This window comes from Amycolatopsis thailandensis, assembly GCF_042723255.1.
Lineage (GTDB): Bacteria > Actinomycetota > Actinomycetes > Mycobacteriales > Pseudonocardiaceae > Amycolatopsis > Amycolatopsis thailandensis.
On the sequence record NZ_JBHXJK010000025.1, the window covers coordinates 67,661 to 88,522 of the forward strand.

Here is a 20,862-nt window from a genome sequence, read left to right on the forward strand (position 1 = left end):
CCGGATGGAACCACCCGCTCGAGGACGGCGACGTCTTCGTGGCTCACCGGCCCGGTTACCCTGTGCGTCGTGCGCGTACTGGTAATCGGGTCCGGCGCCCGTGAGCATGCACTCGTCCTCGCGGTCGCGGAAGACCCTTCCGTCACCGCACTGGCCTGTGCCCCGGGCAACGCCGGCACCTCTTCGGTGGCCGAGCAGCTCGGCGTGGACGCGGCCGACCCCGAATCGGTCTCCGCCCTCGCCAAGCAGTGGCAGGCAGACCTGGTCGTGGTCGGTCCCGAGGTCCCGCTGGTGGCAGGCGTCGCCGACGCGGTCCGGAAGGCGGGCATCGCCTGCTTCGGCCCGTCCGCGTCCGCGGCCCGGATCGAGGGCTCGAAGGCGTTCGCGAAGGACGTCATGGCGGCCGCGAAGGTGCCGACAGCGCACTGTGAGGTCGTCGACAACCCGGCGCGCCTAGACGCCGCGCTCGGCCGCTTCGGCCCCACCTGGGTGGTCAAGGACGACGGCCTCGCCGCGGGCAAGGGCGTCGTGGTCACCACGGACGTCGACGTCGCGCGCAAGCACGCCCTGATGCTGCTCGACGGTGGTCACCCGGTGCTCCTGGAGTCCTTCCTCGACGGCCCCGAAGCCTCTCTCTTCTGCTTCGTCGACGGCCGCACGGTCGTCCCGCTACTGCCCGCGCAGGACTTCAAGCGCGTCGGCGACGGCGACGCGGGTCCGAACACCGGCGGCATGGGGGCGTACGCGCCGCTGCCGTGGGCACCGAAGGACCTGGTCGACGACGTCGTCGAGCGGATCGTCCAGCCCGTGGTCGACGAGCTCGACAACCGCGGCGCCACCTTCTCCGGCCTGCTCTACGCCGGTCTCGCGCTGACTTCCGAGGGCCCGCAGGTCATCGAGTTCAACTGTCGCTTCGGCGACCCGGAGACCCAGGTCGTCCTGGCGCTGCTGCGCAGCCCGCTCGGCAAGGTCCTGCACGCGACGGCCACCGGCAAGCTCGCCGACCTGCCGCCGCTGGACTGGGATTCCGGCGCGGCGGTCACCGTCGTGCTGGCCGCGGACGGCTACCCCGGCAAGCCGAGGACCGGCGACGTCATCACCGGTGGCGAGCTCGAAGGCGTGCTCCACGCGGGCACCCGCCGCCGTGACGACGGCGCCGTGGTCTCCTCCGGCGGCCGGGTGCTCTCGGTCGTCGGCACCGGCAAGAACCTGAAGGCCGCCCGCAAGGACGCCTACGCGACGGTCGAGAAGGTCCACCTGGCCGGATCGCACCACCGCACCGACATCGCCCTGCTCGCCGCCAAGGGAGAGATCGCCACCCCGGTCTCGTGAATTCCGGACGGAACCGTCCCGGTCCTGGGTACGTCTAACCCGGTATTTCCTGCGAAGCTTAGGCGCTCGCTACATCGGCGTTGGTAGCCTCGACGGGGCGGTTCGAGCTTTCCAAGGGGTGGGGAATGGCAGCATCGGGCAAGATCCAGGACCTCACGTCGGCGGTCCCGACGCCGCCGTCGGTGGCGGACATCAGAGTGGATCCGTCGAAGCTGCTCGAAGTGGCGAAGATCGTCGAAGAGCAGGTCGACGCGCTTCAGGACAAGCTGTTGACGAGGCTCGACCAGCTGCGCATCGACACTCCGGCCAACGACACCGTGAGCGTGCACTCGACCAGCGTCTGGAACGAGCTCGTGGCCGACGGCGACCAGTCGTACGCCGCGCAGGTCAAGGCTTACGTCGCCGGTCTGCGGGGGCTGGTCAACCAGCTCCGCACGGCGGCCAAGGAGTACAAGACCAGTGATGCGGACAAGGCCGCCGCGTTCGGGGACCGTGGTGTACACCGGGCGTAGTCCTCGTGTGCTGGTCTCCGGCGGCGTGCTCACCCTCGTGCTGGCCGGATGCGCCACGGACACGGGCGGGCAGGCTTTCCCCGACGAACCGGCGCTGGCTTCGGCCACGCAGGGCGCGAAAGCGTCCGCGCTGCCGGCCAGGCCAGCGGAGCTGAATTTGCGAGGGGCCGATCCGTGCGCCTTGCTCACCGGGCCGCAGCTCGATCAGCTCAAGATCAACAGTAAGCCGCGCACGGCCGCCGAACCGATCGACGGCCCGACCTGCGTCTTCGACGCGGACGCCGCGGAGCCGTTCCACACCTACTACGTCCGCACGGTCACCGCGGACGTCGAAGAGTGGTTCACCGGCAAACGCCGCAAGAACAGCATGAAGACGGAACCGAAGGCGGTCGGCGGGTTCCCCGCCATCACGAACTATCGCGACGCCGGGAAACCGAGCGACTGCGAAACGCTCGTCGGTGTCGCGAAAGGGCAGACGCTGGCGGTGCGGGCGGTCACCGTCACCGCCGGCGCGTTCACCATGCCGCAGCTGTGCGAGATGTCCGCGCAGGCGGCCGATTCGGCTTTGCAGACCTTGAAAGCACGCAACTAGGGAGGGCGCCGTGAACGTTTCCGACCTCGCGGGCAGGCTCCGCGATCTTCGGTTCGACGGCTACACCGACACCGGGATCGCGACCGAGATCGAGCGTTTCCGCAGCGGCGACGGCACCGGCAGCATCGGCATCGCCGTCGAGGCGCTGAAGTCCGTCGCGGGCGCGCTCGCCGACACCGACAAGACGCTGCGTGACGAGCTGGGCAAGCTCGGCGTGGAATGGCAGAGCGAGGCAGGCGGCGCCGCCGGCCAGGTGTTCACCGAGCAGGCGGGCTTCTCCCAGGACGCGAACTCGAAGGTCTCGCACTCCGCGGAGATGATCTTCGCCCAGGGTGAGGCCTTCAACCGGACGCTGCACAAGCTCCCGGATCCCGAAGTGGTCCGGAAGGGCGCGGGCGGGCTGACCCTCGGCGACGTCGTGCTGAGCCTCATCGGCTTCGAGACCGACCACGCCAAGAGCGTCGGCGCCGCGAACAACGCGCGGGCGCAGGCGCAGGAGGCGTTGAACGACTACGCCAAGACGAGCGGCGAGAACCTGCTGACGACGGACACCTTGGCCGATCCGCAGGCGATGAACCTGACCCAGACCACGACCGCCGCCGGAGCGGGCGGTGGCCCCGGTCCGCTGAGTCTCGCGGGCACGGCCACCGACCTGACCCCGGACGGCAGCGTGCGGCCCGCGTCGGCCGCCGTGGAGTCGAAGTACGTGCCGCCGCCCGTGCAGACCGTCAGCAACCCGAAGGCGCCGTCCTACGACGCGCCGACCCCGGCCTACGGTGTCGCCATGGGCGGTGGAGTGGCCAGGAAGACCGGCGCCGCGGCGCCGTCTCACGGTGGCGCCACGGTTCCCGCGGCCGCCGCGCCGACCACGCCGTCCGGCACGTCGCGGCCCGTACCCGCGCCGGGCAGCGGCTGGGTGACGCCGAACCGGCCCGCCCCGCAGCCCGAGCCGGGCAGGCCGTCGTACCCGGTCACGGGTTCGCCCGTCTCCCCGCCGTTCGTCCCGCCGGGCGCGCCGAACTCCCCGAACGTGCCGCCGGGTCAGTCCACCGGAGGCCTGCCGCCGGGCAACAGCACCACGTCGGCGCAGCCGCTGGGCAAGTCGTTCGGCCCCGGCCCCGGTGCCGAAAGCGCACTGGGCAAGGGCCTCGGCTCCGCCTCGGGCCCCGGTGTCTTCGGTGGCGGCGTCGGCGGTGGAACCGGTGGCGGCGACCAGGCGCTCGGAAAGGGCCGCTCGGTCGGCTCCGGACCGCAGGCGCCGATGGTCCCTGGCAACGAATCAGGCCGTGGCTTCCCCGCCGTCCCGAAGGTCACCGGCCCGGCCGCGGGCGACCTGGGTGCCGGTGCCGCCGCGCTCGGCGCCGGTGTCGCGGGTGGCGCGCTGAGCGGCGACAAGGAACGCGACCGCCGTCCCCGCCAGGAAGGCGGCGTCGTCAAGCCGACGCGTCAGCTGCCGATCGGCGAACTTCCCGAGGAAGAGGCCATGCGGCGCTCGGAGAAGATCGGTGCGAAGCAGCCGAAGGCCGAGTCGAAGTTCATGGAGCGCGCGGCCACTCAGGACGTCGAAGAGGACGCGGAGCACATCAGGCGCTACGGCGTCGACGACAAGGACCTGTTCACCGACGAGCGCATGGTTTCGCCCGACGTCATCGGTGACCACGGCAACCGGGAAGCGCGCTGAACCTGTGCCGAACGACAACGGCAGCTTGGTGCTGTCCGCACTCGAGTTCGAAATGCTCTGGGAAGCCGAACGGCTGCCCCGGCGCCATGTCGCACTCGACGTGCCGAGCCCCGGAACGACCCACACGGAGCGGGCGGCGCTGATCGAAGAGGCCTGGGAATCCCTGCGCGCGCGAGGTCTCGCGCGGGGGCACCAGGCGTCGGGCGAACTGGTCGACATGCTGAACCTGTTCGCGCACCCCCGGTTCGCGATCGACGTCTGGGTGTGGACCGACCGCGAGATCAAGGGTCACGCGGTCAGCGTCGGCAACCAGGCGCTGCTCGGCGTGATCGACGACGGCCAGGTGTGGCTGATCCCGGCCCGCGAAGGCTCCCTCGCCGAAGCCGCCGTCTCGGTCGCGGGCGACCTCGGCCCCGGTGTCGGCCAGTCGATCAGCCTCCCGCACGACGTCCTCGTCAGGGCCGACGCCGCCGCCCGCGGCGACGCGAAAGCGCTGGTCACCGCCCTGGAAGACCTGGACGTACCATTGTGGCAGGCCCAGGAAGTGGCGGGCATGCTGCTCGGTCAGGAGGCCCGCGGCCAGTTCGGCGTCGAACGCGCGGGCCGCGACGGCCGCCCCCGCCGCGCGGACAACGTCGTCGCCTTTTACGACACGGACGCGGGGCGGTACCTGTTCCAGGTCGCGCGGAATCGGGACGGCCGGGACTGGGCGACCATCACCCCGGCGGACAACCAGCTGCTGGCGAACCGGATCCGGGAAGTCGCCGACTTCTGATTAATGAGGTTCACCCCGATTCAGCCGTTTCGCGAAGTCGATATCGGCGGGGTGGAAGTTGGCGTGGATGCGCACATCACCCGTGGCCGAGGTCTTAAAGTATGCGCGGGAACCGTCCTGATCGGCCGCGCGTCTGATCGGACGGATACGAGTTTTCCGCGAAGGGGATGACGAACCGTGCCTGTGTACGACCCGGATTCGATGGGGATCGCCGCCGGTCAGGTGGAGAAGCTCAAGGACGAGTTCGAGAAGACCAAAAAAGGCGTCACCGGTATGGATGACGAGAAGGAAAGCCCCTTCGGCGGAGTGGACGAGCACGGCGACGCGCACGGCGCGGTCGGCAAGTTCAAGCAGGGCGTCCACAACGAATTCGATTCGGCCGGTCAGCTGATGGAGGCCACCGCCTTCGTGCTGCGAAAGGCGGCAGGGCTGATCAAGGAGACCGAAGCGGTCCACGTGGACAACCTGAAGGTGCACGGGGACCTGTGACGATCCGGCAGGCCTGGGGGCCGCAGACCAAGGGGGCTTGAGCAGTGGGTTTGAACAACGTCGGCGCCGGTGTGCCGGCAGGCTGGGCCGAACTGGTCAAGAAGGCCGATCAGATCGACAAGGTGAACCTCGCCGCCATCGAGAACGCCTCGAAGCAGTTCAAGGCCGCCGCCGATAACGCGGGCGACCACAGCGCGGCGTTGTCGAGCTCGACCGAAGCGTTGAACGGCGGCGTCTGGGTCGGGCCCGCCGCGGACGAATTCTTCGCGTACGTCAAATCGATCACCAAGGCCGGGAAGAACGTCGAAGACCAGTTGGGCAAGGTCGTCGACGACCTCGACCGCGTCCACACCGACCTAGGCAACATCAAGACCCAGGTCGCTGACGCCTACAAGGGCGCCGAAGAAGCGGTCAACAAGCGGAATACCCAGGCCGAGACGGACAAGAACGCGGCGAACACCGCCGCCGCGCAGGCCGAGAAGGATCACAAGCCGGCGCCGAGCCCCTCGGCCGCCGAGATCATCCAGAAGGCCAAGACCGACATCGACAAGATCGCCAGCGACGCCGACACCCGGGTCAAGGGCCTGCTCGACCAGGCCAACCAGATGATCCAGAAGTCCCAAGCGCTGATGAAGAAGGACATCCAGGACGGCTACTCCAAGGTCCCGATGCCCGGCAAGGACGGCACCGTCCCCAAGCGCACCGGCGGTCTCCACGCCGGAGGCGGCGGTGGAGGGGGCGGCGGCGGTGGTGGTGGTGGGGGCGGCGGCCTCGGGTCGAGCGGCGGTCCGCCGTCGACGACGCCGCCGGGCAACGTCCAGCAGTGGATCCAGGAAGCCATCAAGATCCTGCAGGCCGCGGGTATCCCGGTGACCGAAGCGGACGTCCAGAAGATCTGGACGATCATCGAGAAGGAGTCCGGCGGCAACCCCAACGCCATCAACAACTGGGACTCCAACGCGGCCAAGGGGACGCCGTCCAAGGGCCTGATGCAGTGCATCGACCCCACCTTCAACGCGCACAAGCTGCCGGGCCACGACGACATCTACAACCCGGTCGACAACATCATCGCGGGCGTTCGGTACACGTTCTCGCGGTACGGCGGATTCGAGGGGCACCCGGGTCTGAAGTCCATGGCCGGGGGCGGCGGGTACCAGGGGTACTGACGCCTCATGCCTCTTCGATGGGTGTCGTCCGCCTGATCACGAGTGTCGTCCATGCGATCACGGGTGTCGTCCGCCTGATCACGGTTGTGCGCACCTCCTGATGGTGATCGCGCCCAGACGGCACCTGTGATCAAAGGCGGAACTCGCGAGTTCCGCCTTTGATCACTCAGTAGTCCTTCAGCGCCAACGCGTTCGCCGCTTCCGTCAGGGGCCGCATGGCCGCCTTCATCATCCGGTCCCGGAACGGCAGATACGGCAACGCCCGCATCGACTGGATCTGCTTCCACTGCCGGAATCGGCTCTGCTTCTTCTGATTCAGCGAAGCCAGCGCCTGATTCAGTCGCACAAAGGGCAACATTTCCTTTTCGTACAAGGCAAAAGCGGTGCGATGGTCCGGCGAAGAAGCCAATGAACCAGCGAGCACATAAGCCCCGACGAGAGCCAAACTGGTGCCCTGCCCCGAAAGCGGCGAAGGGCCGTAGCCCGCGTCGCCCACCAAGGCGACCCGCCCTTCGGTGAACCGGTCCATCCGGATCTGGGTCATGGAATCGAAGTACAGCTCGCTCGACCCCATTTCCCGAAGCAGCCGCGGCACTTCCCAGCCCTGGCCGAGGAACCGGTCGGAGATCAGTTTCCGTTGCTGATCGAGGTCATGCCGGTCGAAGTCGAGTTCCGGCGACTGGAAGCCGAGCATTCCCCGCGCCTCCGTGTTGTTCCGCGCGCTGTACAAGCCTGCCAGCCTTCCCGGTGTCATGTGGAAGGTCTGCCAGCGGTCCAGGTCGAGGAAGTTCGGCACGGTGAACACCGCGAGGTAGGTGTCCATGTGGTGCGAAAACCGTTCCTCCGCCCCGAAAACCAGTGATCGCACGGCCGAGTGCTGCCCGTCCGCGCCGATGACGAAGTCGAAGTCGCGCGCTTCGCCGCGGGCGAAGGTGACCCGGACGCCGTCGGTCCTCTGCGCGATTCCGGTGATCCAGTCCCCGTAGACGTACTCGACGCCGTCCTGAGTGACCGACGCCAGCGTCTCCGTGAGGTCGTCCCGCAGGATCTCGACGTCGTCGCTGTCGGTCAAACCGCCGGTCAGCGTGTGGTCGGTGACGCTCACCAGCGTCTTGCCCGCGCCGTTCACGAACGACATCCCGCGCATGTCCGTCCTCAGCTCCCGAAGGCGCCCGAGCACGCCCATCCGGTCGACGACGCCGAGCGCCGTGCCGCGGATGTCGATCGCGTGCCCGCCGACCCGGGGTGCGGGAGCCCGCTCGACGACCGTCGGCGCGAAACTGTGCCGACGCAGCCAGTACGCCAGCGTCGTACCGGCGATTCCCGCGCCCGAAATCAGGACCTTGCGCATCCGAACTCCCTGTGTACGTCGTTGTGAAGCACTGCGTACAACGTATGAGCGCAACTGCAGAGACCCAGCAAAACGAGCTGTTTTACTTCATCGCACTAGTGCGATTACGGTAGTGCGGCAGCTGAAAACAGGCAAAGTGCACTACTGCGAGGAGGCGACCATGGCCGAGCCGCCCTACCTGCGGATCGCCGCCGAAATCCGCCATCGGATCGTCGCCGGTGAGCTGCGTGAAGGCGACAAGGTCCCCTCGACGCGGCAGATCATCGCGGAGTGGGGTGTCGCGATGGCGACCGCGACGAAGGTGCTCGCCACGCTCAAACGGGACGGCCTGGTCGTCGCCAGACCCGGCGCGGGCACGGTGGTCGTGAGCCGCACCCGGAAGGCCGCGCCGAAGCCCGAGACGGAGCTGTCACGCGAGCGGGTGGTGAGGGCCGCGATCCGGATCGCGGACGCGGAGGGCATCCGCGCGCTCTCGATGCGCCGCGTCGCGTCCGGCCTCGGTGTCGCGACGATGGCGCTCTATCGCCATGTCACCGCGAAGGAAGAACTGATCCTCGAGATGGCCGACACGGCACTCGGTGAGATCCGCTTCCCGCCCGAACCGCCGGCGGGCTGGCGGGCGCAGCTGGAGCTGATGGCCAGAGCCCAATGGGCCTTGTTCCGGCGGCATCCCTGGCTCGCGCAGGCGCTCTCGATCACCCGTCCGCAGCCGCTGCCGAACCTGTTGAGCCACGCGGACTGGGCGACCCGCGCCCTCGACGGTCACGGCCTCCCGGCGTCGACGATCATGTACGCGCACATCACGATCTTCAACCACGTACGCGGCATCGCCCTCAACTTCGAAGCCGAGGCCGAGAGCGAATCCGGGACGGCGGTTTCGGCCGACGCCTGGCTCGCCGTGCACGAACCGATCCTCTGGGACCTGGTCTCCGAAGGCCGTTTCCCGAACTTCGCCGGTGTCGTCTCGCGTGCCCCGTTCGACTACGACCTCGACACGCTCTTCGAGTTCGGCCTCCAACGACTCCTTGACGGATTCTCGGTTCTGCTGGCGAAGTCGAGTTAGCCTCACCCCATGTCCTTCCCCGGTCCCGCCACGCGCTCCGACGTCCCGCCGTTCCACGTCATGGACGTCCTTTCGGCGGCACAGGCGCGGCAGCGCAGCCATGGCGATCTGGTCCCCCTGCTCGCGGGGCAGCCGTCCGCGCCGGCGCCGCGGCCGGTGCTCGAAGCCGCCCAGCGGGCGCTGAAGGACCACAACCTCGGCTACACCGAGCAACTCGGCATCCCCGAACTGCGCGAAGCCGTCGCGGCGCACTACAACCGCACGTACCCGGTCGAGGTGAGCCCGCAGGACGTCATCGTGACGACCGGTTCGTCCGGCGGCTTCCTGCTCTCGTTCCTCAGCGCCTTCGAGGCGGGTGACCGGGTCGCGATGGCACGCCCCGGCTACCCGGCCTATCGCAACCTGCTGAAGGTGCTCGGCTGCGAGGTCGTCGAGTTCGCCACCGGTCCCGAAACGAACTTCCAGCCGACCGTCGCGCTGCTCGACGAACTGGGGCCGATCAAGGGACTCATCGTGGCCAGCCCGAGCAATCCCACCGGCACCGTCCTGCCGCCGGGTGAACTCGCCGCGATCAGCGGCTGGTGCGCGTCACGCGGTGTGCAGCTGATCAGCGACGAGATCTACCACGGCATCTCCTACGGCAGCGAGCTCGACTGCGCCTGGCAGTACGGCGACGAGGCGCTCGTCCTCGGCTCGTTCTCCAAGTACTTCGCGATGACCGGCTGGCGGCTCGGCTGGATGCTCGCGCCCCAGCGGCTGCACCGCGCGATCGACGTCCTGACCGGCAACTTCACCATCTGCCCGCCCGCGGTCTCCCAGCACGCCGCGACCGCCGCGTTCACCGAGGAGTCGTACGCGGAGGCCGACGGGCACGTCGAGCGCTACCGCGAGAACCGCGACGTGCTCTTCGACGGCCTCAAGGGCATAGGCATCGACAAGCTCGCGCCGGCCGAAGGCGCCTTCTACGCCTACGCCGACGTCTCGGCGTACACGAGCGACAGCCTCAGCTGGTGTCAGCGGCTTCTCGCCGAGACCGGCGTCGCGATCGCGCCCGGCATCGACTTCGACCCCGTCGACGGCGGCAGGTTCGTCCGATTCTCCTTCGCGGGCTCGCGCGAAGACATCGACGAGGGGGTCCGCAGGCTCGGCGACTGGCTCACCTCGTCAGGGGGAACCCCGAATTCACCCTGAACGTTGGGCAGAATGAAGGCGCTCGCGGGTTCGGCCTGACAACCTGGACTCACCGGGCCCGCACGGGCACGGTGAGGCAATCGGAGGATGCCATGTTCTGGAAGATCGTCGGCGGGCTGATTCTGGCTTGGGTGGCCTTCATGGTGCTCGGGTCCGTGCTCGGTTTCCTCGTGAAGGCCGTCTTTTGGATCGCCGTCATCGGCGGCGCGGTCTTCCTCGGCACGGCCGCCTATGGCGCCATCAAGGGCAAGGGCACCCCGAAGCAGCTCCGCCGTTAAGGCTTGCGCGCCACCCCGCCGAGCGACGTGAAGTTCACGGGCGAAAGCGGGGTGAAGCGCGGGCCGTCCGGCCACCACAGATGCGGGTACGTCAGCCCGGGTTCCATGAGTTCGAGTCCCTCGAACAGGGATTCGATCTCCTCACGCGTGCGGTACAGCGTGTCCAGCCCCGTGCCGTTGAAGCGTTTTTCCAGCGACGTCGCGACGTCGGCCGCTTCGGAGCCGTCGGCGGGGTTGTGCTGGTGAAGCAGTACGACGAACGAGCCCGGCGCGAGCGCGTCGACGTAGGCGCGGACGACCTTCCGCGCCTCGTCGAGGTCCTGGATGTGGTGCACGATCGCGCACAGGATCAGCGCGGCGGGCCGGTCGAAGTCGAGCCGGTGGGTGTGGGTGAGCTCCTCGATGACCTCGGCCGGCTGGGCGAGGTCGGTGCCCAGCATGTGCGCGAAGTCGTTCGCCGCGAGGATCGCGCGGCCGTGCGCCTGGACCACCGGATCGTTGTCGACGTAGACGACCTGCGCCTCGGGGTTGTACCGCTGCGCGACCTGGTGTGTGTTGTCCACGGTCGGGAAGCCGGAGCCGAGGTCGAGGAACTGGTCGATGCCTTCCCGGTCGGTCAGATACCGCACGGTCCGGACCAGCCAGTGCCGGACCTCTTTGGCCATGACCTGTGATTCCGGCGCCAGTTCCAGGATCTGGCGCAGCACCACCCTGTCGGCCTCGTAGTTGTCCTGGCCGCCCATGAGCGCGTCGAAGACCCGCGCGATGCTCGGCCGGTCGAAATCGACCGGTACGAACGGGCGTCGATCCGCTGACATGGGCACCTACCGGATGAATCGGTTCGGACGAAGTCCAGCGTAGGTCATCTGCTTAACCGCGCGTAAGCGGACGAACGGTAAGGGTGAATTATTCCTCCGAAGAGCCGAAGGCGGATTGCGCTGTTGTCACGCCGACCCAGCGTTCCGCCTTCATCCCGACCGCCCGCGCTCCGTCCACATTGGACTGTCGGTCGTCGAAGAACAGGCAGTCGCCCGGTTCGGCGCCGAGTTCGGCGAGCAGGATCCGGTAGATCTTCTCGTCGGGCTTCATGCAGCCCAAGTCGCCCGAAAAAAGTTTCACGCGGAAGAGGTTCGACCATTCCTGCTCGCGCACCCAGCGACCGAAGGTCGACGACGCGTTGGAGAGCAGCGCGAGCGCCGCGCCCGCCTCGTGCAGTCCTTCCAGCAGTTCGAGCACGTCCGGTTCGAGGTGCGTCCAGCCGGTGACGTCGATGCGGGTCAGTTCGTCGGCGAAGGCCTTGTCGACCGGGACGTCCAGCGCGCGGCCGACGCTCTGCCAGTACTCGAGGTCCGAGCCGCCGGAGTCGTACCGGTCCCGTTCGGCCCAGTAATGCGGCTCGAAATCGGCGAGTTCGGCGCCGAAGGCCTTGGCCAAGGTCGGCAGCGCGTCGGTGTGCTTGCTGATGACGTCGCCGTAGTCGAAGACGATCCAGTTCACGTGTCAGCCCCCGGTCTTGATGCGTTGAAGGGTTTCCTCGATGTCCGCCGCGGAGAGGTCCCGGTGCGCCACGAACCTGATCTTGCCCGAACTGGGCAGCGTCTGGATCCCGAGACCGGTCAGCCAGGCCAGCCTGCCTTCGAGGTCGGGCGCGGTGACCTGCACGATGTTGGTCTCGGGCCGGTTGACCTCCCAGCCGTGCTCGGCGAATCCCGCCGCGAGCCGGGTCGCGTTCTCGTGGGCCTCGGCCAGGTCGCCGATGCGGTCCAGCGCGACCAGACCGGCCGCGGCCAGCACGCCGCCCTGGCGGACGCCGCCGCCGAGCATCTGGCGCATCCGCCGCGCCTTCTCGACGAACTCGCGGCTGCCCGCGACCACCGAGCCGGCGGGCGCGCCGAGCCCCTTGGAGAAGCAGGCGGAAACGGTGTCGACGCCGACCGTGAGCGCCGCGGGCGGGAGCCCCAGCGCGACCGCCGCGTGCCAGAGTCGGGCGCCGTCGAGGTGCACGGTCAGCCCGGCCTCCTTCGCCACCGCGACCAGCTGGGCGTGCTCGTCCGGCGGGGTGATCGCGCCGCCCGCCGAGTTGTGCGTGTTCTCCAGGCACAGCAGCGGGGTGCGCAGCGCGTAGTACGGCCCGCGCGGGTTGCCGATCGCGGCGGAAAGCGTTTCCGGCGTCGGCCGTCCGGGACCGGCGTCGTGCTCCAGCGGCTCGGGCATCCCGCCCGCGAGCCAGGCGGCGGAGCCGAGTTCGTCGGTGAGCACGTGCGAGCCGCGCGGCGCGAGGAACTTGTCGCCGCGCTGGAGGTGCAGGCACAGCGCGATCAGGTTCGCCATGGTGCCGGTCGGCGTCCAGAGCGCCGCGGGCATGCCGAGGAGCTCCGCGGCGCGCTGTTCGAGGGCGCCGATGGTCGGGTCGCCGTCGAGGACGTTGTCGCCGACCTCGGCGTTCGCCATGGCCTGGCGCATGACGTCGTCCGGTCGGGTCACGGTGTCGGAGCGGAAATCGATCAACGGGAGAGGGCGCGAGGTCACGGTACGATCACATCACATCGACGGCCCCGCCATGAATCTCCTCCCCGGCTGGTCCGCCACGCCCGCTCATGCAACCGTGGACGCCCCCGGTTCCGTCCTACCCACCGACGAGGCAAGAGCGGAGACAAAACCCGCGTGAACCAGCGCGACGAACAAGAGTTCGCGGAGTACTTCGCCGCGAAGCGGGACTCCGTGCGCAGGACCGCGTACATGCTCTGCGGTGACTGGCATCGCGCGGACGACCTCGCGCAGACGGCGTTCGTCGCGCTGCACCGGAGGTGGAAGAAGATCAGAGAACGGGCGGCGACCGACGCCTACGTGCGGAAGACGCTGGTCAGGGCGGTCATCGACGAGTCGAGGCGGCCGTGGCGACGGGAGTGGCAGACCGAAGAGCTGCCCGAACCGCCGCAGGACGGCTTCGACCTGGGCGAACAGGTCGTCACCAGGGAAGACCTGCTGGCCGCGCTGCGCGAAGTACCCCCGAAGCAGCGGGCCGTGCTGGTGCTCCGGTTCTTCGAAGGACTGGACGTCGGCGCGGCGGCGAAGGTGCTCGGCTGCAGCGAAGGAAACGTGAAGAGCCAGACCGCGCGCGGGCTGGCGAACCTCAGGCAGGTCATGGAGAAGGAGGAGGTGGCACGGGATGGACGAGAATGACCTGAAGGCGTTGTTCCGTGACGCCCCCGGCGACGCGCCGTCGCCGTCCTTCGACACGGCCGACGTCGTCCGAGCCTCCAAACGCGCCACCGCTCGACGCCGAAACGGTATCGCGGTGGCCTGTAGTGCGCTGGTTTTGGTCTTCGCCGGAGTGGGCATGTTCGGCGTGCTCGGCGGAACCGAGCTCCAGATGGGGTCCGCCGCCAAATCCGACAACGAAGCCGCGGCACCGGAGCAACCCGGAGCCGCCTCGGTACGTCCTCAAGACGGGGAGTCCTCGAACTTCTCGAACCCGCCGCCTCAGCAGGGGGGCGACGGGCCAGAGAAGACCGGCCGGCTGTCGGCCGAAGGCACCTACGGGTGCGACCAGGTGGACCGGGAGCTCGCCACCGCCCTCGCTGGCGAGCTCCCGGTCCCCGTGGATGTCGCCAAGTCGACGCCCGGCGACATCTGTTCGACGGGAGCCAGGTCCGCGGGGTTCCAGGTCCCGGGCGGCGCCGTTTCCGTCGCCGTCTACCCGGCGGGCTCGTCCGTCCCGGTGATGCCCACGGGGGCGGCCGAGGCGCGGCGGACCACCGCCAAGGGATCCCTGGTGATCGTGGTCAGCCTCGGCGACGGCTCCGGTAAGACCGCTTTCTCCCAGACCGACGTCGATGGCTTCGTCGGCGTGCTCGCGACCCGCTACTGACAGCACCTGGCAAAATGGCCCGTCATGACCGCCGCCGCGACCACGCCGAAGGGTGAGCGACGCCGTGCCGAGCTCATCGAGGCCGCCGCGTCGCTGCTGGCCGAGGGCGGTTTCGACGCCGTGCGGCACCGTGCGGTCGCCGAACGAGCCGGACTGCCGCTGGCTTCGACGACGTACTACTTCGATTCGCTCGAAGAACTCGTCACCGCCGCCGTCGAGCACCACGCGAACCAGGAACTGGAGACCGGACGGCACCGCCTCGAAGAGCTGGCGACCCGCAACCGCGGTGTCGAGGCCACCGTCGACCTGGTGCTGGACATGCTCCTCGGGCCGCTCCGCCCGGATCGCGAGGCCGACGCCGAAGCGGTCCTCCTGCGCTACGAACGGCTCGTCGGCACTGGTCGCCGTCCGTACCTTCGCCCGTTGATGCGGACGCTGTCCGCGCAGCTGTACGAACTGCTCCACGAGATCTTCGCGCGCTCCGGCACCCCGGTGGACGCCGCCGAACTGGAGCGACTGGTCGCCTTGGTCGACGGTGCCGTGGTCAACGCGCTGATCGAGGTCGATCCGGAACCGCGGGCCGCTGCCGCGCGGATGCTGCAGGCCGCCCTGGCCTAGCTCCACCCTCTTCCACACGCATTTCGTCCTCTGAATGCGGTAGTTCGTTTTGCCAACTACCGCATTCAGAGGACGAAACGCGACGGGGATAGGCGAGTCCAGGCGCACTTAGAGGACGAAATGCGGCGGGTTAGTCTGGCCGCGTGACGGACAAGCCCCGCATCCCCAACGTGCTCGCCGGCCGCTACGCCTCGCCTGAGCTGGTCGAACTCTGGTCCCCGGAACGCAAGGTCGTGCTGGAGCGCGAGCTCTGGCTGGCCGTGCTTCGGGCGCAGGCCGACCTCAGCGTCGAGGTGGGAGAAGGCGTCGTCGCCGACTACGAGCGCGTGCTGGAGCAGGTCGACCTCGAGTCGATCGCCGCGCGCGAGCGGGTCACCCGGCACGACGTGAAGGCCCGGATCGAGGAGTTCAACGCGCTCGCCGGGCACGAGCACGTCCACAAGGGCATGACGTCGCGTGACCTCACCGAGAACGTCGAGCAGCTTCAGGTGCTGCGCTCGCTTGAGCTGATGCGCGGCCGCGTCGGCGCTGTCCTGGCCCGGCTCGCCTCGATCGCGGTCGAGCACGCCGACACGGTGATGGCCGGCCGTTCGCACAACGTCGCCGCGCAGGCGACGACCCTGGGCAAGCGGTTCGCCACCGCCGCCGACGAACTGCTGGTCGCCTTCGACCGGCTCGAAAACCTGATCGGCCGGTACCCGCTGCGCGGCATCAAGGGCCCGGTCGGCACCGCGCAGGACATGCTCGACCTGCTCGGCGACGAGTCCACTTTGGACGAGCTGGAGTCGCGGGTCGCGGCCCACCTCGGATTCGAGAACGTGTTCACCAGCGTCGGCCAGGTGTACCCGCGCTCGCTCGACTTCGACGTGCTGTCCACCGTGGTCCAGCTCGCGGCCGCGCCGTCGAGCCTGGCGAAGACGATCCGCCTGATGGCCGGCCACGAACTGGTCACCGAGGGCTTCAAGCCGGGCCAGGTCGGCTCGTCGGCCATGCCGCACAAGATGAACACCCGTTCGTGCGAGCGGGTCAACGGGCTCGCCGTCGTCCTGCGCGGCTACCTGTCGATGGTCGGCGAACTCTCTGGCGACCAGTGGAACGAAGGCGACGTGTCCGACTCCGTCGTCCGCCGGGTCGCGCTGCCCGACGCGTTCTTCGCGCTCGACGGCCTGCTGGAGACCTTCCTCACGGTGCTGGCCGAGTTCGGCGCCTTCCCCGCGGTCATCGGACGTGAGCTCGATCGCTATCTGCCGTTCCTCGCGACCACCAAGGTGCTCATGGCCTCGGTCCGCGCGGGTGTCGGGCGTGAAACCGCTCACGAGGCCATCAAGGAGAACGCCGTCGGCGTCGCCCTCGCGATGCGGGAGCAGGGGCTGGCGGAGAACGACCTCCTCGACCGTCTCGCCGCCGACGAGCGCATCCCGCTCGACCGCGGTGAGCTGGACAAACTCCTCGCCGACCGGATCTCGTTCACCGGTGTCGCGCCGCGTCAGGTGGCCGCGATCGCGTCGCGCGTCTCGGAGATCCTGGAGCGTTTCCCGGAGGCCGCGGGCTACTCGCCGGCACCGATTCTCTGACGTGTGAGCAGCCCCACCACGGGGCGTTCACAGAGTGAGACGAAGTTACTCGATCGGGCGAAATGCCTAATCTCGATCGCTGAACCCGGAGCGCCAGGCCGCCCATGAGGCGGCCTGGCGTGTTTGTATCGCGCCTTGCGCGCCGAAACCCACGGAAGAAGCGATGAGATCCACGCTGTCGAAAATCGTCGCCGTCGTCACGGCCGGAGCGGCCACCCTCGCCCTCGCCGCCTGTGGCTCCGGTGACGCGAGCACGACCGGCCAGAAGCTGCGGGTCGGCACCCTGACCGACGCGCCGCCGTCCATCTACCTGGAGAACGGCACCTTCACCGGCTACGACAACGAACTGCTGCGCGACATCGCGAAGCGCGAGGGCTTCGAGGTCGAGTTCGTCGGCACCGAGTTCGCCGGGCTGCTGGCCGCCGTCGCCACCAACAAGTTCGACATCGGCAGCTCCACGATCTCCACCACCGAGGCCCGCAAGAAGACCGTCGCGTTCAGCAACGGCTACAGCACCGGGTTCACCTCGATCATCACCAAGAAGGACGCGGGCCTCAAGGACGTCGGCGCCTTCAACGGCAAGCGGCTCGGCGTCGTGCAGGCGTCGGTGCAGGACGACTTCGCGAGCGGCAAGGTGCCCGGCGCCAACGTCGTCCGGTTCCCCGACTACAACGCCGGTTTCGCGCAGCTGAAGGCAGGCAGCCTCGACGGCTGGGTCGTGCCGAAGGACATCGGGCAGAAGTACATCGATCAGAACCCGGATCTGGCGCTGGAGTTCGGCTACACGGTCGAGACCAAGGACACGCCGTCCGCGTTCGCCGTCCGCAAGGACAACAAGGACCTGCTGAAGAAGCTCAACGACGGCCTCGCGAAGGCCGTGGCGGACGGCACCGTCGCCCGCCTGCACGCTCAGTTCTTCAAGACCGAGCCGCTGCCCAAGGAACTCGAACAGGGCGGCCCCGGCCTGCCCGTGCAGAACGCGGGGGTCTGACTGTCATGAAGAAAACCCTGATCGCCACGCTGGCCGCGGGTCTCGTCGCCGTGCTCGCCGCTTGCGGTGGCGGCGAATCCGCCACCGAGAAGACCCTGCGCGTCGGGACCCTGAGCGACGCGCCGCCGAACATCTACGTCGAGAACGGCAACTTCACCGGCTTCGACAACGAACTGCTGCGGGCCATCGCCGCCAAGCAGAACCTGAAGCTGGAGTTCGTTTCGACGGACTTCTCGTCGCTGCTGGGCCAGGTCGCGAACAACCAGTTCGACATCGGCAGCTCAGCCATCGCGCAGACCGACGAGCGCAAGAAGAACGTCGACTTCTCCAGCCCGTACAACTTCGAAGTGATGAGCATCCAGACCAAGGACGGCTCGCCGATCGCCGAGGAGAAGGCGCTGTCCGGCAAGCGGGTCGCGGTCATCCAGGCGACCGTCGGCGACAAGTGGCTCACCTCGACCGTGCCCGACGCGCAGGCCGTGCGCTTCCCTGGGTATGCCCCGGCGCTGGCCGCGCTGAAGAGCGGCGCCGTCGACGCCTACATCCTCGACCAGGCGATCGCCGAGTCCAACGTCAAGGAAAGCGCCGACGCCAAGCTCAAGGTCGTCAAGTCCTTCACCACCGACGTGCCCCACGGCTTCGCGGTGAAGAAGGGCAACACCGAACTCCAGACGAAGATCAACGAGGGCCTGAAGCAGGTCATCGCCGACGGCACCTGGGTCAAGCTGCACGACAAGTTCCTGCCGACGGCTCCGGTGCCCGACCAGTTCAAGGCGTGAGGACCACGATGAAGAAGTCACTCGCCGCCGTCGCCAGTGCCGCCCTTTTGGCGGTGCTGGCGGCGTGCGGCGGCGGTGAAGACGCCGGCGCGGCCACCTTGCGCGTCGGCACCCTCAGCGACTCGAAACCCAACGCCTATCAGGAAAACGGCGTGTTCACCGGGTTCGACAACGAGCTGCTGAAGGCCATCGCCGCGAACCAGAACCTGAAACTCGAGTTCGTCTCCACCGAGTTCGCGACGCTGCTGAGCCAGGTCGCCAACGGCCGGTTCGACATCGGCAGCTCGGGCATCTCGCAGACCGACGAACGCCGCAAGACCGTCGACTTCTCGGCGCCGTACAACTACCAGTCGCTCGGCATCGAAACCCGTGAAGGCGTCGCCATCACCGACGAGAACTCCTTGGCGGGCAAGCGGATCGGGGTCGTCCAGGGCACTGTCTCCGACAGCTGGCTGGCGGCCAACGCCCCCACCGCGCAGGCCGTGCGGTTCCCGCAGGACGCCGCGACCCTCTCCGCGCTGAAGTCCGGCGCGATCGACGGCGCGATCTTCGACCAGGCGACCGCCGAGGACTACGCGGCGAAGAACCCGGACGCGAAACTCAAGGTGGTCAAGGCGATCACCACGACTATCCCGCACGGTTTCGCGGTCAAGAAGGGCAACACCGAGCTGGCGGGCAAGATCAACGCCGGGCTCAAGGCGGTCATCGCCGACGGGACATGGGAAAAGGTGCACCAGCGGTTCGAACCGAACGCGCCGGTGCCCGTGGAGTTCAAGGCCGGGCAGAAGTAAGTGAACGACTTCCTCAACACCTTCCTGAACTGGGAGTACATCTGGCAGGTCTTCCCGGACCTGCTCGGGACCGGCCTGCTGAACACGCTGATCCTGTCGGTGTTCTCGGCGCTGATCGGCACCGTGCTCGGCATGCTGCTGGCCACGATGGGCCTGTCCAGCAAGGCTTGGCTGCGCTGGCCCGCCAGGGTGTACACCGACATCTTCCGCGGCCTGCCCGCGATCCTGACCATCCTGGTGATCGGGCAGGGCGGCGGGATCCTCATCCCGTCGTTGTCGCGGAACCCGTATCCGCTGGGCATCCTCTCGCTGAGCCTCATCGCCGCCGCGTACATCGGCGAGATCTTCCGCGCCGGTATCCAGAGTGTCGAAAAAGGACAGATGGAGGCCAGCCGCGCGCTGGGCATGACCTACACCAAGGCGATGACGCTCGTCGTCATCCCGCAGGGCGTGCGGCGGGTGCTGCCCGCGCTGGTGAACCAGTTCATCGCGCTGGTCAAGGACTCCAGCCTGGTGTACTTCCTCGGTTTCCTCGCCGAGCAGCGCGACCTGTTCCGCATCGGGCAGGATCTCGCGGCGAACACCGGGAACCTGTCGCCACTGGTCGCGGCGGGTGTGGTGTACCTGGTGATCACCGTGCCGCTGACGCATCTGGTCAACTACATCGACAAGAAGCTGCGCACCGGCAAGAAGGTCCGGGCCGAGGACGACGGCGGCGATCTGGAACTGCTGAACGCCGGAAAGGTGCCGATGTCATGACCGCCGCTGTCCGTTCTTCCAGCGTCGAACTTCGCGACGTCCACGTCTCCTTCGGCACCCTCGAAGTGCTCAAGGGCGTGAACCTCAAGGTCGAGAAGGGCCGCACGACCTGCATCATCGGCCCGTCCGGCTCCGGCAAGTCGACGCTGCTGCGCTGCGTGAACCGCCTCCAGGAGCCCGACTCGGGCGACCTGCTGCTCGGCGGCGAGAGCGTCATCTCCGCCGACCCGGACGTGCTGCGCCAGCGGGTCGGGATGGTGTTCCAGCACTTCAACCTGTTCGGGCATCGCAGCGTGCTGGACAACATCACGCTGCCGCTGCGCAGCGTGCGGAAGCTCGGCAAGGAGGAGGCGGCGGAGATCGCACACGCGCGCCTCGCCGAGGTCGGCCTCGCCGACAAGGCGCCGTACCGGCCGAGCGCGCTCTCGGGCGGGCAGCAGCAGCGGGTCGCGATCGCGCGGGCGCTCGCGATGGAGCCCGAGGTCATGCTGTTCGACGAGGCGACCAGCGCACTGGACCCGGAGCTGGTCAAGGGTGTCCTCAACCTCATGGCGGGGCTGGCCGAGCGCGGGCTGACGCTGCTCGTGGTCACCCACGAGATGGGCTTCGCGCGCGGCGTCGCCGACGAGGTCGCGTTCATGGACGACGGGAAGATCGTCGAGCATGACGCTCCGGAGGCGATCTTCGACGCTCCGAAGAGCGAGCGGCTGCAGCGCTTCCTGTCCCAGGTGCTCTGACGCCGGACTGCCGCGCTCAGTCGGGCGTGATGTCCGTGAAGGCCTCCTTACCTACCTTCAGGGTAGGGAAGGAGGCCTTCGCTACGTCGCTGCTGGTCCTGTGGCGACACCCGAGGTCGAGGCCTGTTGTGAAAGCCACTTTCACAACGTTGATGGTTGCGAAAGTGGCTTTCGCAACACCAGCGCCGGACAGGTCATGAGCGGCCCCGCGTCTCACCGGTGGCCTGCCTCGCCCCGCCGCCGCGCTTTCCTCTGCGAAGTACATGAAGGCCCCCTTCCTTGCGCCAGGCGCAAGGAAGGGGGCCTTCATGT

24 protein-coding genes are annotated in these 20,862 nt (G+C 68.3%); 19 read left to right on the top strand and 5 right to left on the bottom strand.

All coding sequences use genetic code 11. The features are described from left to right. The first annotated feature begins 69 nt into the window (after positions 1-69). The 7 genes from purD (at position 70) to ACFWMR_RS12890 (ending at position 6,547) form a co-directional block, all read left to right on the top strand. A complete protein-coding gene (gene purD / locus ACFWMR_RS12860; protein WP_093932443.1) occupies positions 70-1,332 on the top strand; it encodes a phosphoribosylamine--glycine ligase in 1,263 nt (420 codons plus the stop codon). A gap of 125 nt (positions 1,333-1,457) precedes the next feature. Continuing rightward, the gene (locus ACFWMR_RS12865; protein WP_020632344.1) at positions 1,458-1,844 is read left to right on the top strand and encodes a type VII secretion target; all 387 of its coding nucleotides are present in this window, start codon (positions 1,458-1,460) and stop codon (positions 1,842-1,844) included. After that, the gene (locus tag ACFWMR_RS12870) at positions 1,795-2,436 is read left to right on the top strand and encodes a DUF3558 domain-containing protein (protein WP_378378471.1); all 642 of its coding nucleotides are present in this window, start codon (positions 1,795-1,797) and stop codon (positions 2,434-2,436) included. Before ACFWMR_RS12865 ends, ACFWMR_RS12870 begins: the two co-directional genes overlap by 50 nt. Before the next feature lie 10 nt (positions 2,437-2,446). Then, positions 2,447-4,117, top strand: coding sequence for a hypothetical protein (locus tag ACFWMR_RS12875; RefSeq protein WP_378378472.1), 1,671 nt, complete (start codon positions 2,447-2,449; stop codon positions 4,115-4,117). 4 nt (positions 4,118-4,121) lie between these two features. Then, positions 4,122-4,892, top strand: a complete 771-nt coding sequence (locus ACFWMR_RS12880) for an ESX secretion-associated protein EspG (protein WP_378378473.1) — start codon at positions 4,122-4,124, stop codon at positions 4,890-4,892. Between the two features lie 177 nt (positions 4,893-5,069). After that, positions 5,070-5,381, top strand: a complete 312-nt coding sequence (locus ACFWMR_RS12885) for a hypothetical protein (protein ID WP_026467133.1) — start codon at positions 5,070-5,072, stop codon at positions 5,379-5,381. Positions 5,382-5,425: 44 nt separating this feature from the next. Further along, positions 5,426-6,547, top strand: coding sequence for a transglycosylase SLT domain-containing protein (locus ACFWMR_RS12890; protein ID WP_378378474.1), 1,122 nt, complete (start codon positions 5,426-5,428; stop codon positions 6,545-6,547). A 166-nt stretch (positions 6,548-6,713) separates the two neighbouring features. Here the strand turns inward: ACFWMR_RS12890 and ACFWMR_RS12895 are convergent, their stop codons facing one another. Further along, positions 6,714-7,898 (bottom strand): FAD-dependent monooxygenase, encoded by a 1,185-nt coding sequence (locus ACFWMR_RS12895; RefSeq protein ID WP_378378475.1) that lies wholly within the window; start codon positions 7,896-7,898, stop codon positions 6,714-6,716. Positions 7,899-8,058: 160 nt separating this feature from the next. Here ACFWMR_RS12895 and ACFWMR_RS12900 point away from each other — a divergent pair, with 160 nt between their 5' ends. The 3 genes from ACFWMR_RS12900 to ACFWMR_RS12910 all read left to right on the top strand — a co-directional run bounded on the left by ACFWMR_RS12900 (position 8,059) and on the right by ACFWMR_RS12910 (position 10,430). Continuing rightward, positions 8,059-8,961 (top strand): TetR/AcrR family transcriptional regulator C-terminal domain-containing protein, encoded by a 903-nt coding sequence (locus ACFWMR_RS12900; RefSeq protein ID WP_378378476.1) that lies wholly within the window; start codon positions 8,059-8,061, stop codon positions 8,959-8,961. Positions 8,962-8,970: 9 nt separating this feature from the next. Then, on the top strand, positions 8,971-10,152 hold the full coding sequence (locus ACFWMR_RS12905) for a pyridoxal phosphate-dependent aminotransferase (protein ID WP_378378477.1): 1,182 nt from the start codon (positions 8,971-8,973) through the stop codon (positions 10,150-10,152). Between the two features lie 92 nt (positions 10,153-10,244). Continuing rightward, positions 10,245-10,430: a hypothetical protein gene (locus tag ACFWMR_RS12910; RefSeq protein WP_007032516.1), complete on the top strand. Its 186-nt coding sequence runs from the start codon at positions 10,245-10,247 to the stop codon at positions 10,428-10,430. Here the strand turns inward: ACFWMR_RS12910 and ACFWMR_RS12915 are convergent. The 3 genes from ACFWMR_RS12915 to ACFWMR_RS12925 form a co-directional block, all read right to left on the bottom strand. Continuing rightward, positions 10,427-11,248 carry an SAM-dependent methyltransferase gene (locus ACFWMR_RS12915; protein WP_093932435.1) on the bottom strand — a complete coding sequence of 274 codons (822 nt, stop codon included), beginning with the start codon at positions 11,246-11,248 and terminating at the stop codon, positions 10,427-10,429. The genes ACFWMR_RS12910 and ACFWMR_RS12915 overlap by 4 nt on opposite strands. Positions 11,249-11,336: 88 nt before the next feature. Further along, positions 11,337-11,927 carry an HAD family hydrolase gene (locus tag ACFWMR_RS12920; protein ID WP_378378478.1) on the bottom strand — a complete coding sequence of 197 codons (591 nt, stop codon included), beginning with the start codon at positions 11,925-11,927 and terminating at the stop codon, positions 11,337-11,339. 3 nt (positions 11,928-11,930) lie between these two features. Then, a complete protein-coding gene (locus tag ACFWMR_RS12925) occupies positions 11,931-12,959 on the bottom strand; it encodes a threonine aldolase family protein (protein ID WP_378378479.1) in 1,029 nt (342 codons plus the stop codon). Between the two features lie 135 nt (positions 12,960-13,094). Here ACFWMR_RS12925 and ACFWMR_RS12930 point away from each other — a divergent pair, with 135 nt between their 5' ends. From ACFWMR_RS12930 to ACFWMR_RS12970, 9 genes are all read left to right on the top strand, one after another. Next, positions 13,095-13,613, top strand: a complete 519-nt coding sequence (locus ACFWMR_RS12930; protein ID WP_093932432.1) for a SigE family RNA polymerase sigma factor — start codon at positions 13,095-13,097, stop codon at positions 13,611-13,613. Then, entirely contained in the window at positions 13,600-14,301 is a 702-nt protein-coding gene (locus ACFWMR_RS12935; RefSeq protein ID WP_378378480.1) for a hypothetical protein, read from the top strand. Before ACFWMR_RS12930 ends, ACFWMR_RS12935 begins: the two co-directional genes overlap by 14 nt. A 24-nt stretch (positions 14,302-14,325) precedes the next feature. Further along, positions 14,326-14,919: a TetR/AcrR family transcriptional regulator gene (locus ACFWMR_RS12940; RefSeq protein WP_093932430.1), complete on the top strand. Its 594-nt coding sequence runs from the start codon at positions 14,326-14,328 to the stop codon at positions 14,917-14,919. A 143-nt stretch (positions 14,920-15,062) separates the two neighbouring features. Next, on the top strand, positions 15,063-16,493 hold the full coding sequence (gene purB / locus ACFWMR_RS12945; RefSeq protein WP_378378481.1) for an adenylosuccinate lyase: 1,431 nt from the start codon (positions 15,063-15,065) through the stop codon (positions 16,491-16,493). 163 nt (positions 16,494-16,656) lie between these two features. Then, a complete protein-coding gene (locus tag ACFWMR_RS12950) occupies positions 16,657-17,484 on the top strand; it encodes a substrate-binding periplasmic protein (RefSeq protein ID WP_093932428.1) in 828 nt (275 codons plus the stop codon). A gap of 5 nt (positions 17,485-17,489) precedes the next feature. Next, positions 17,490-18,263: an ABC transporter substrate-binding protein gene (locus ACFWMR_RS12955; protein WP_378378482.1), complete on the top strand. Its 774-nt coding sequence runs from the start codon at positions 17,490-17,492 to the stop codon at positions 18,261-18,263. 8 nt (positions 18,264-18,271) lie between these two features. After that, positions 18,272-19,054 (top strand): ABC transporter substrate-binding protein, encoded by a 783-nt coding sequence (locus ACFWMR_RS12960; RefSeq protein WP_378378483.1) that lies wholly within the window; start codon positions 18,272-18,274, stop codon positions 19,052-19,054. After that, positions 19,055-19,813 (top strand): amino acid ABC transporter permease, encoded by a 759-nt coding sequence (locus ACFWMR_RS12965; RefSeq protein ID WP_093932425.1) that lies wholly within the window; start codon positions 19,055-19,057, stop codon positions 19,811-19,813. It begins immediately after the preceding gene. Further along, positions 19,810-20,550 carry an amino acid ABC transporter ATP-binding protein gene (locus ACFWMR_RS12970; RefSeq protein ID WP_093932424.1) on the top strand — a complete coding sequence of 247 codons (741 nt, stop codon included), beginning with the start codon at positions 19,810-19,812 and terminating at the stop codon, positions 20,548-20,550. Before ACFWMR_RS12965 ends, ACFWMR_RS12970 begins: the two co-directional genes overlap by 4 nt. Before the next feature lie 16 nt (positions 20,551-20,566). Here the strand turns inward: ACFWMR_RS12970 and ACFWMR_RS12975 are convergent. Further along, the coding region (locus ACFWMR_RS12975; RefSeq protein ID WP_378378484.1) for a hypothetical protein at positions 20,567-20,862 on the bottom strand (296 nt) is incomplete at its 5' end.

What these genes read in the sequence shown, in the direction of transcription:
- ACFWMR_RS12865 (WP_020632344.1), top strand. Translation starts at nt 1,458, where the DNA reads ATGGCAGCATCGGGCAAGATCCAGGACCTCACGTCGGCGGTCCCGACG.
- ACFWMR_RS12870 (WP_378378471.1), top strand. Translation starts at nt 1,795, where the DNA reads ATGCGGACAAGGCCGCCGCGTTCGGGGACCGTGGTGTACACCGGGCGT.
- ACFWMR_RS12895 (WP_378378475.1), bottom strand. Translation starts at nt 7,898, where the DNA reads ATGCGCAAGGTCCTGATTTCGGGCGCGGGAATCGCCGGTACGACGCTG.
- ACFWMR_RS12900 (WP_378378476.1), top strand. Translation starts at nt 8,059, where the DNA reads ATGGCCGAGCCGCCCTACCTGCGGATCGCCGCCGAAATCCGCCATCGG.
- ACFWMR_RS12905 (WP_378378477.1), top strand. Translation starts at nt 8,971, where the DNA reads ATGTCCTTCCCCGGTCCCGCCACGCGCTCCGACGTCCCGCCGTTCCAC.
- ACFWMR_RS12910 (WP_007032516.1), top strand. Translation starts at nt 10,245, where the DNA reads ATGTTCTGGAAGATCGTCGGCGGGCTGATTCTGGCTTGGGTGGCCTTC.
- ACFWMR_RS12915 (WP_093932435.1), bottom strand. Translation starts at nt 11,248, where the DNA reads ATGTCAGCGGATCGACGCCCGTTCGTACCGGTCGATTTCGACCGGCCG.
- ACFWMR_RS12935 (WP_378378480.1), top strand. Translation starts at nt 13,600, where the DNA reads ATGGACGAGAATGACCTGAAGGCGTTGTTCCGTGACGCCCCCGGCGAC.
- ACFWMR_RS12940 (WP_093932430.1), top strand. Translation starts at nt 14,326, where the DNA reads ATGACCGCCGCCGCGACCACGCCGAAGGGTGAGCGACGCCGTGCCGAG.
- ACFWMR_RS12950 (WP_093932428.1), top strand. Translation starts at nt 16,657, where the DNA reads ATGAGATCCACGCTGTCGAAAATCGTCGCCGTCGTCACGGCCGGAGCG.
- ACFWMR_RS12955 (WP_378378482.1), top strand. Translation starts at nt 17,490, where the DNA reads ATGAAGAAAACCCTGATCGCCACGCTGGCCGCGGGTCTCGTCGCCGTG.
- ACFWMR_RS12960 (WP_378378483.1), top strand. Translation starts at nt 18,272, where the DNA reads ATGAAGAAGTCACTCGCCGCCGTCGCCAGTGCCGCCCTTTTGGCGGTG.
- ACFWMR_RS12970 (WP_093932424.1), top strand. Translation starts at nt 19,810, where the DNA reads ATGACCGCCGCTGTCCGTTCTTCCAGCGTCGAACTTCGCGACGTCCAC.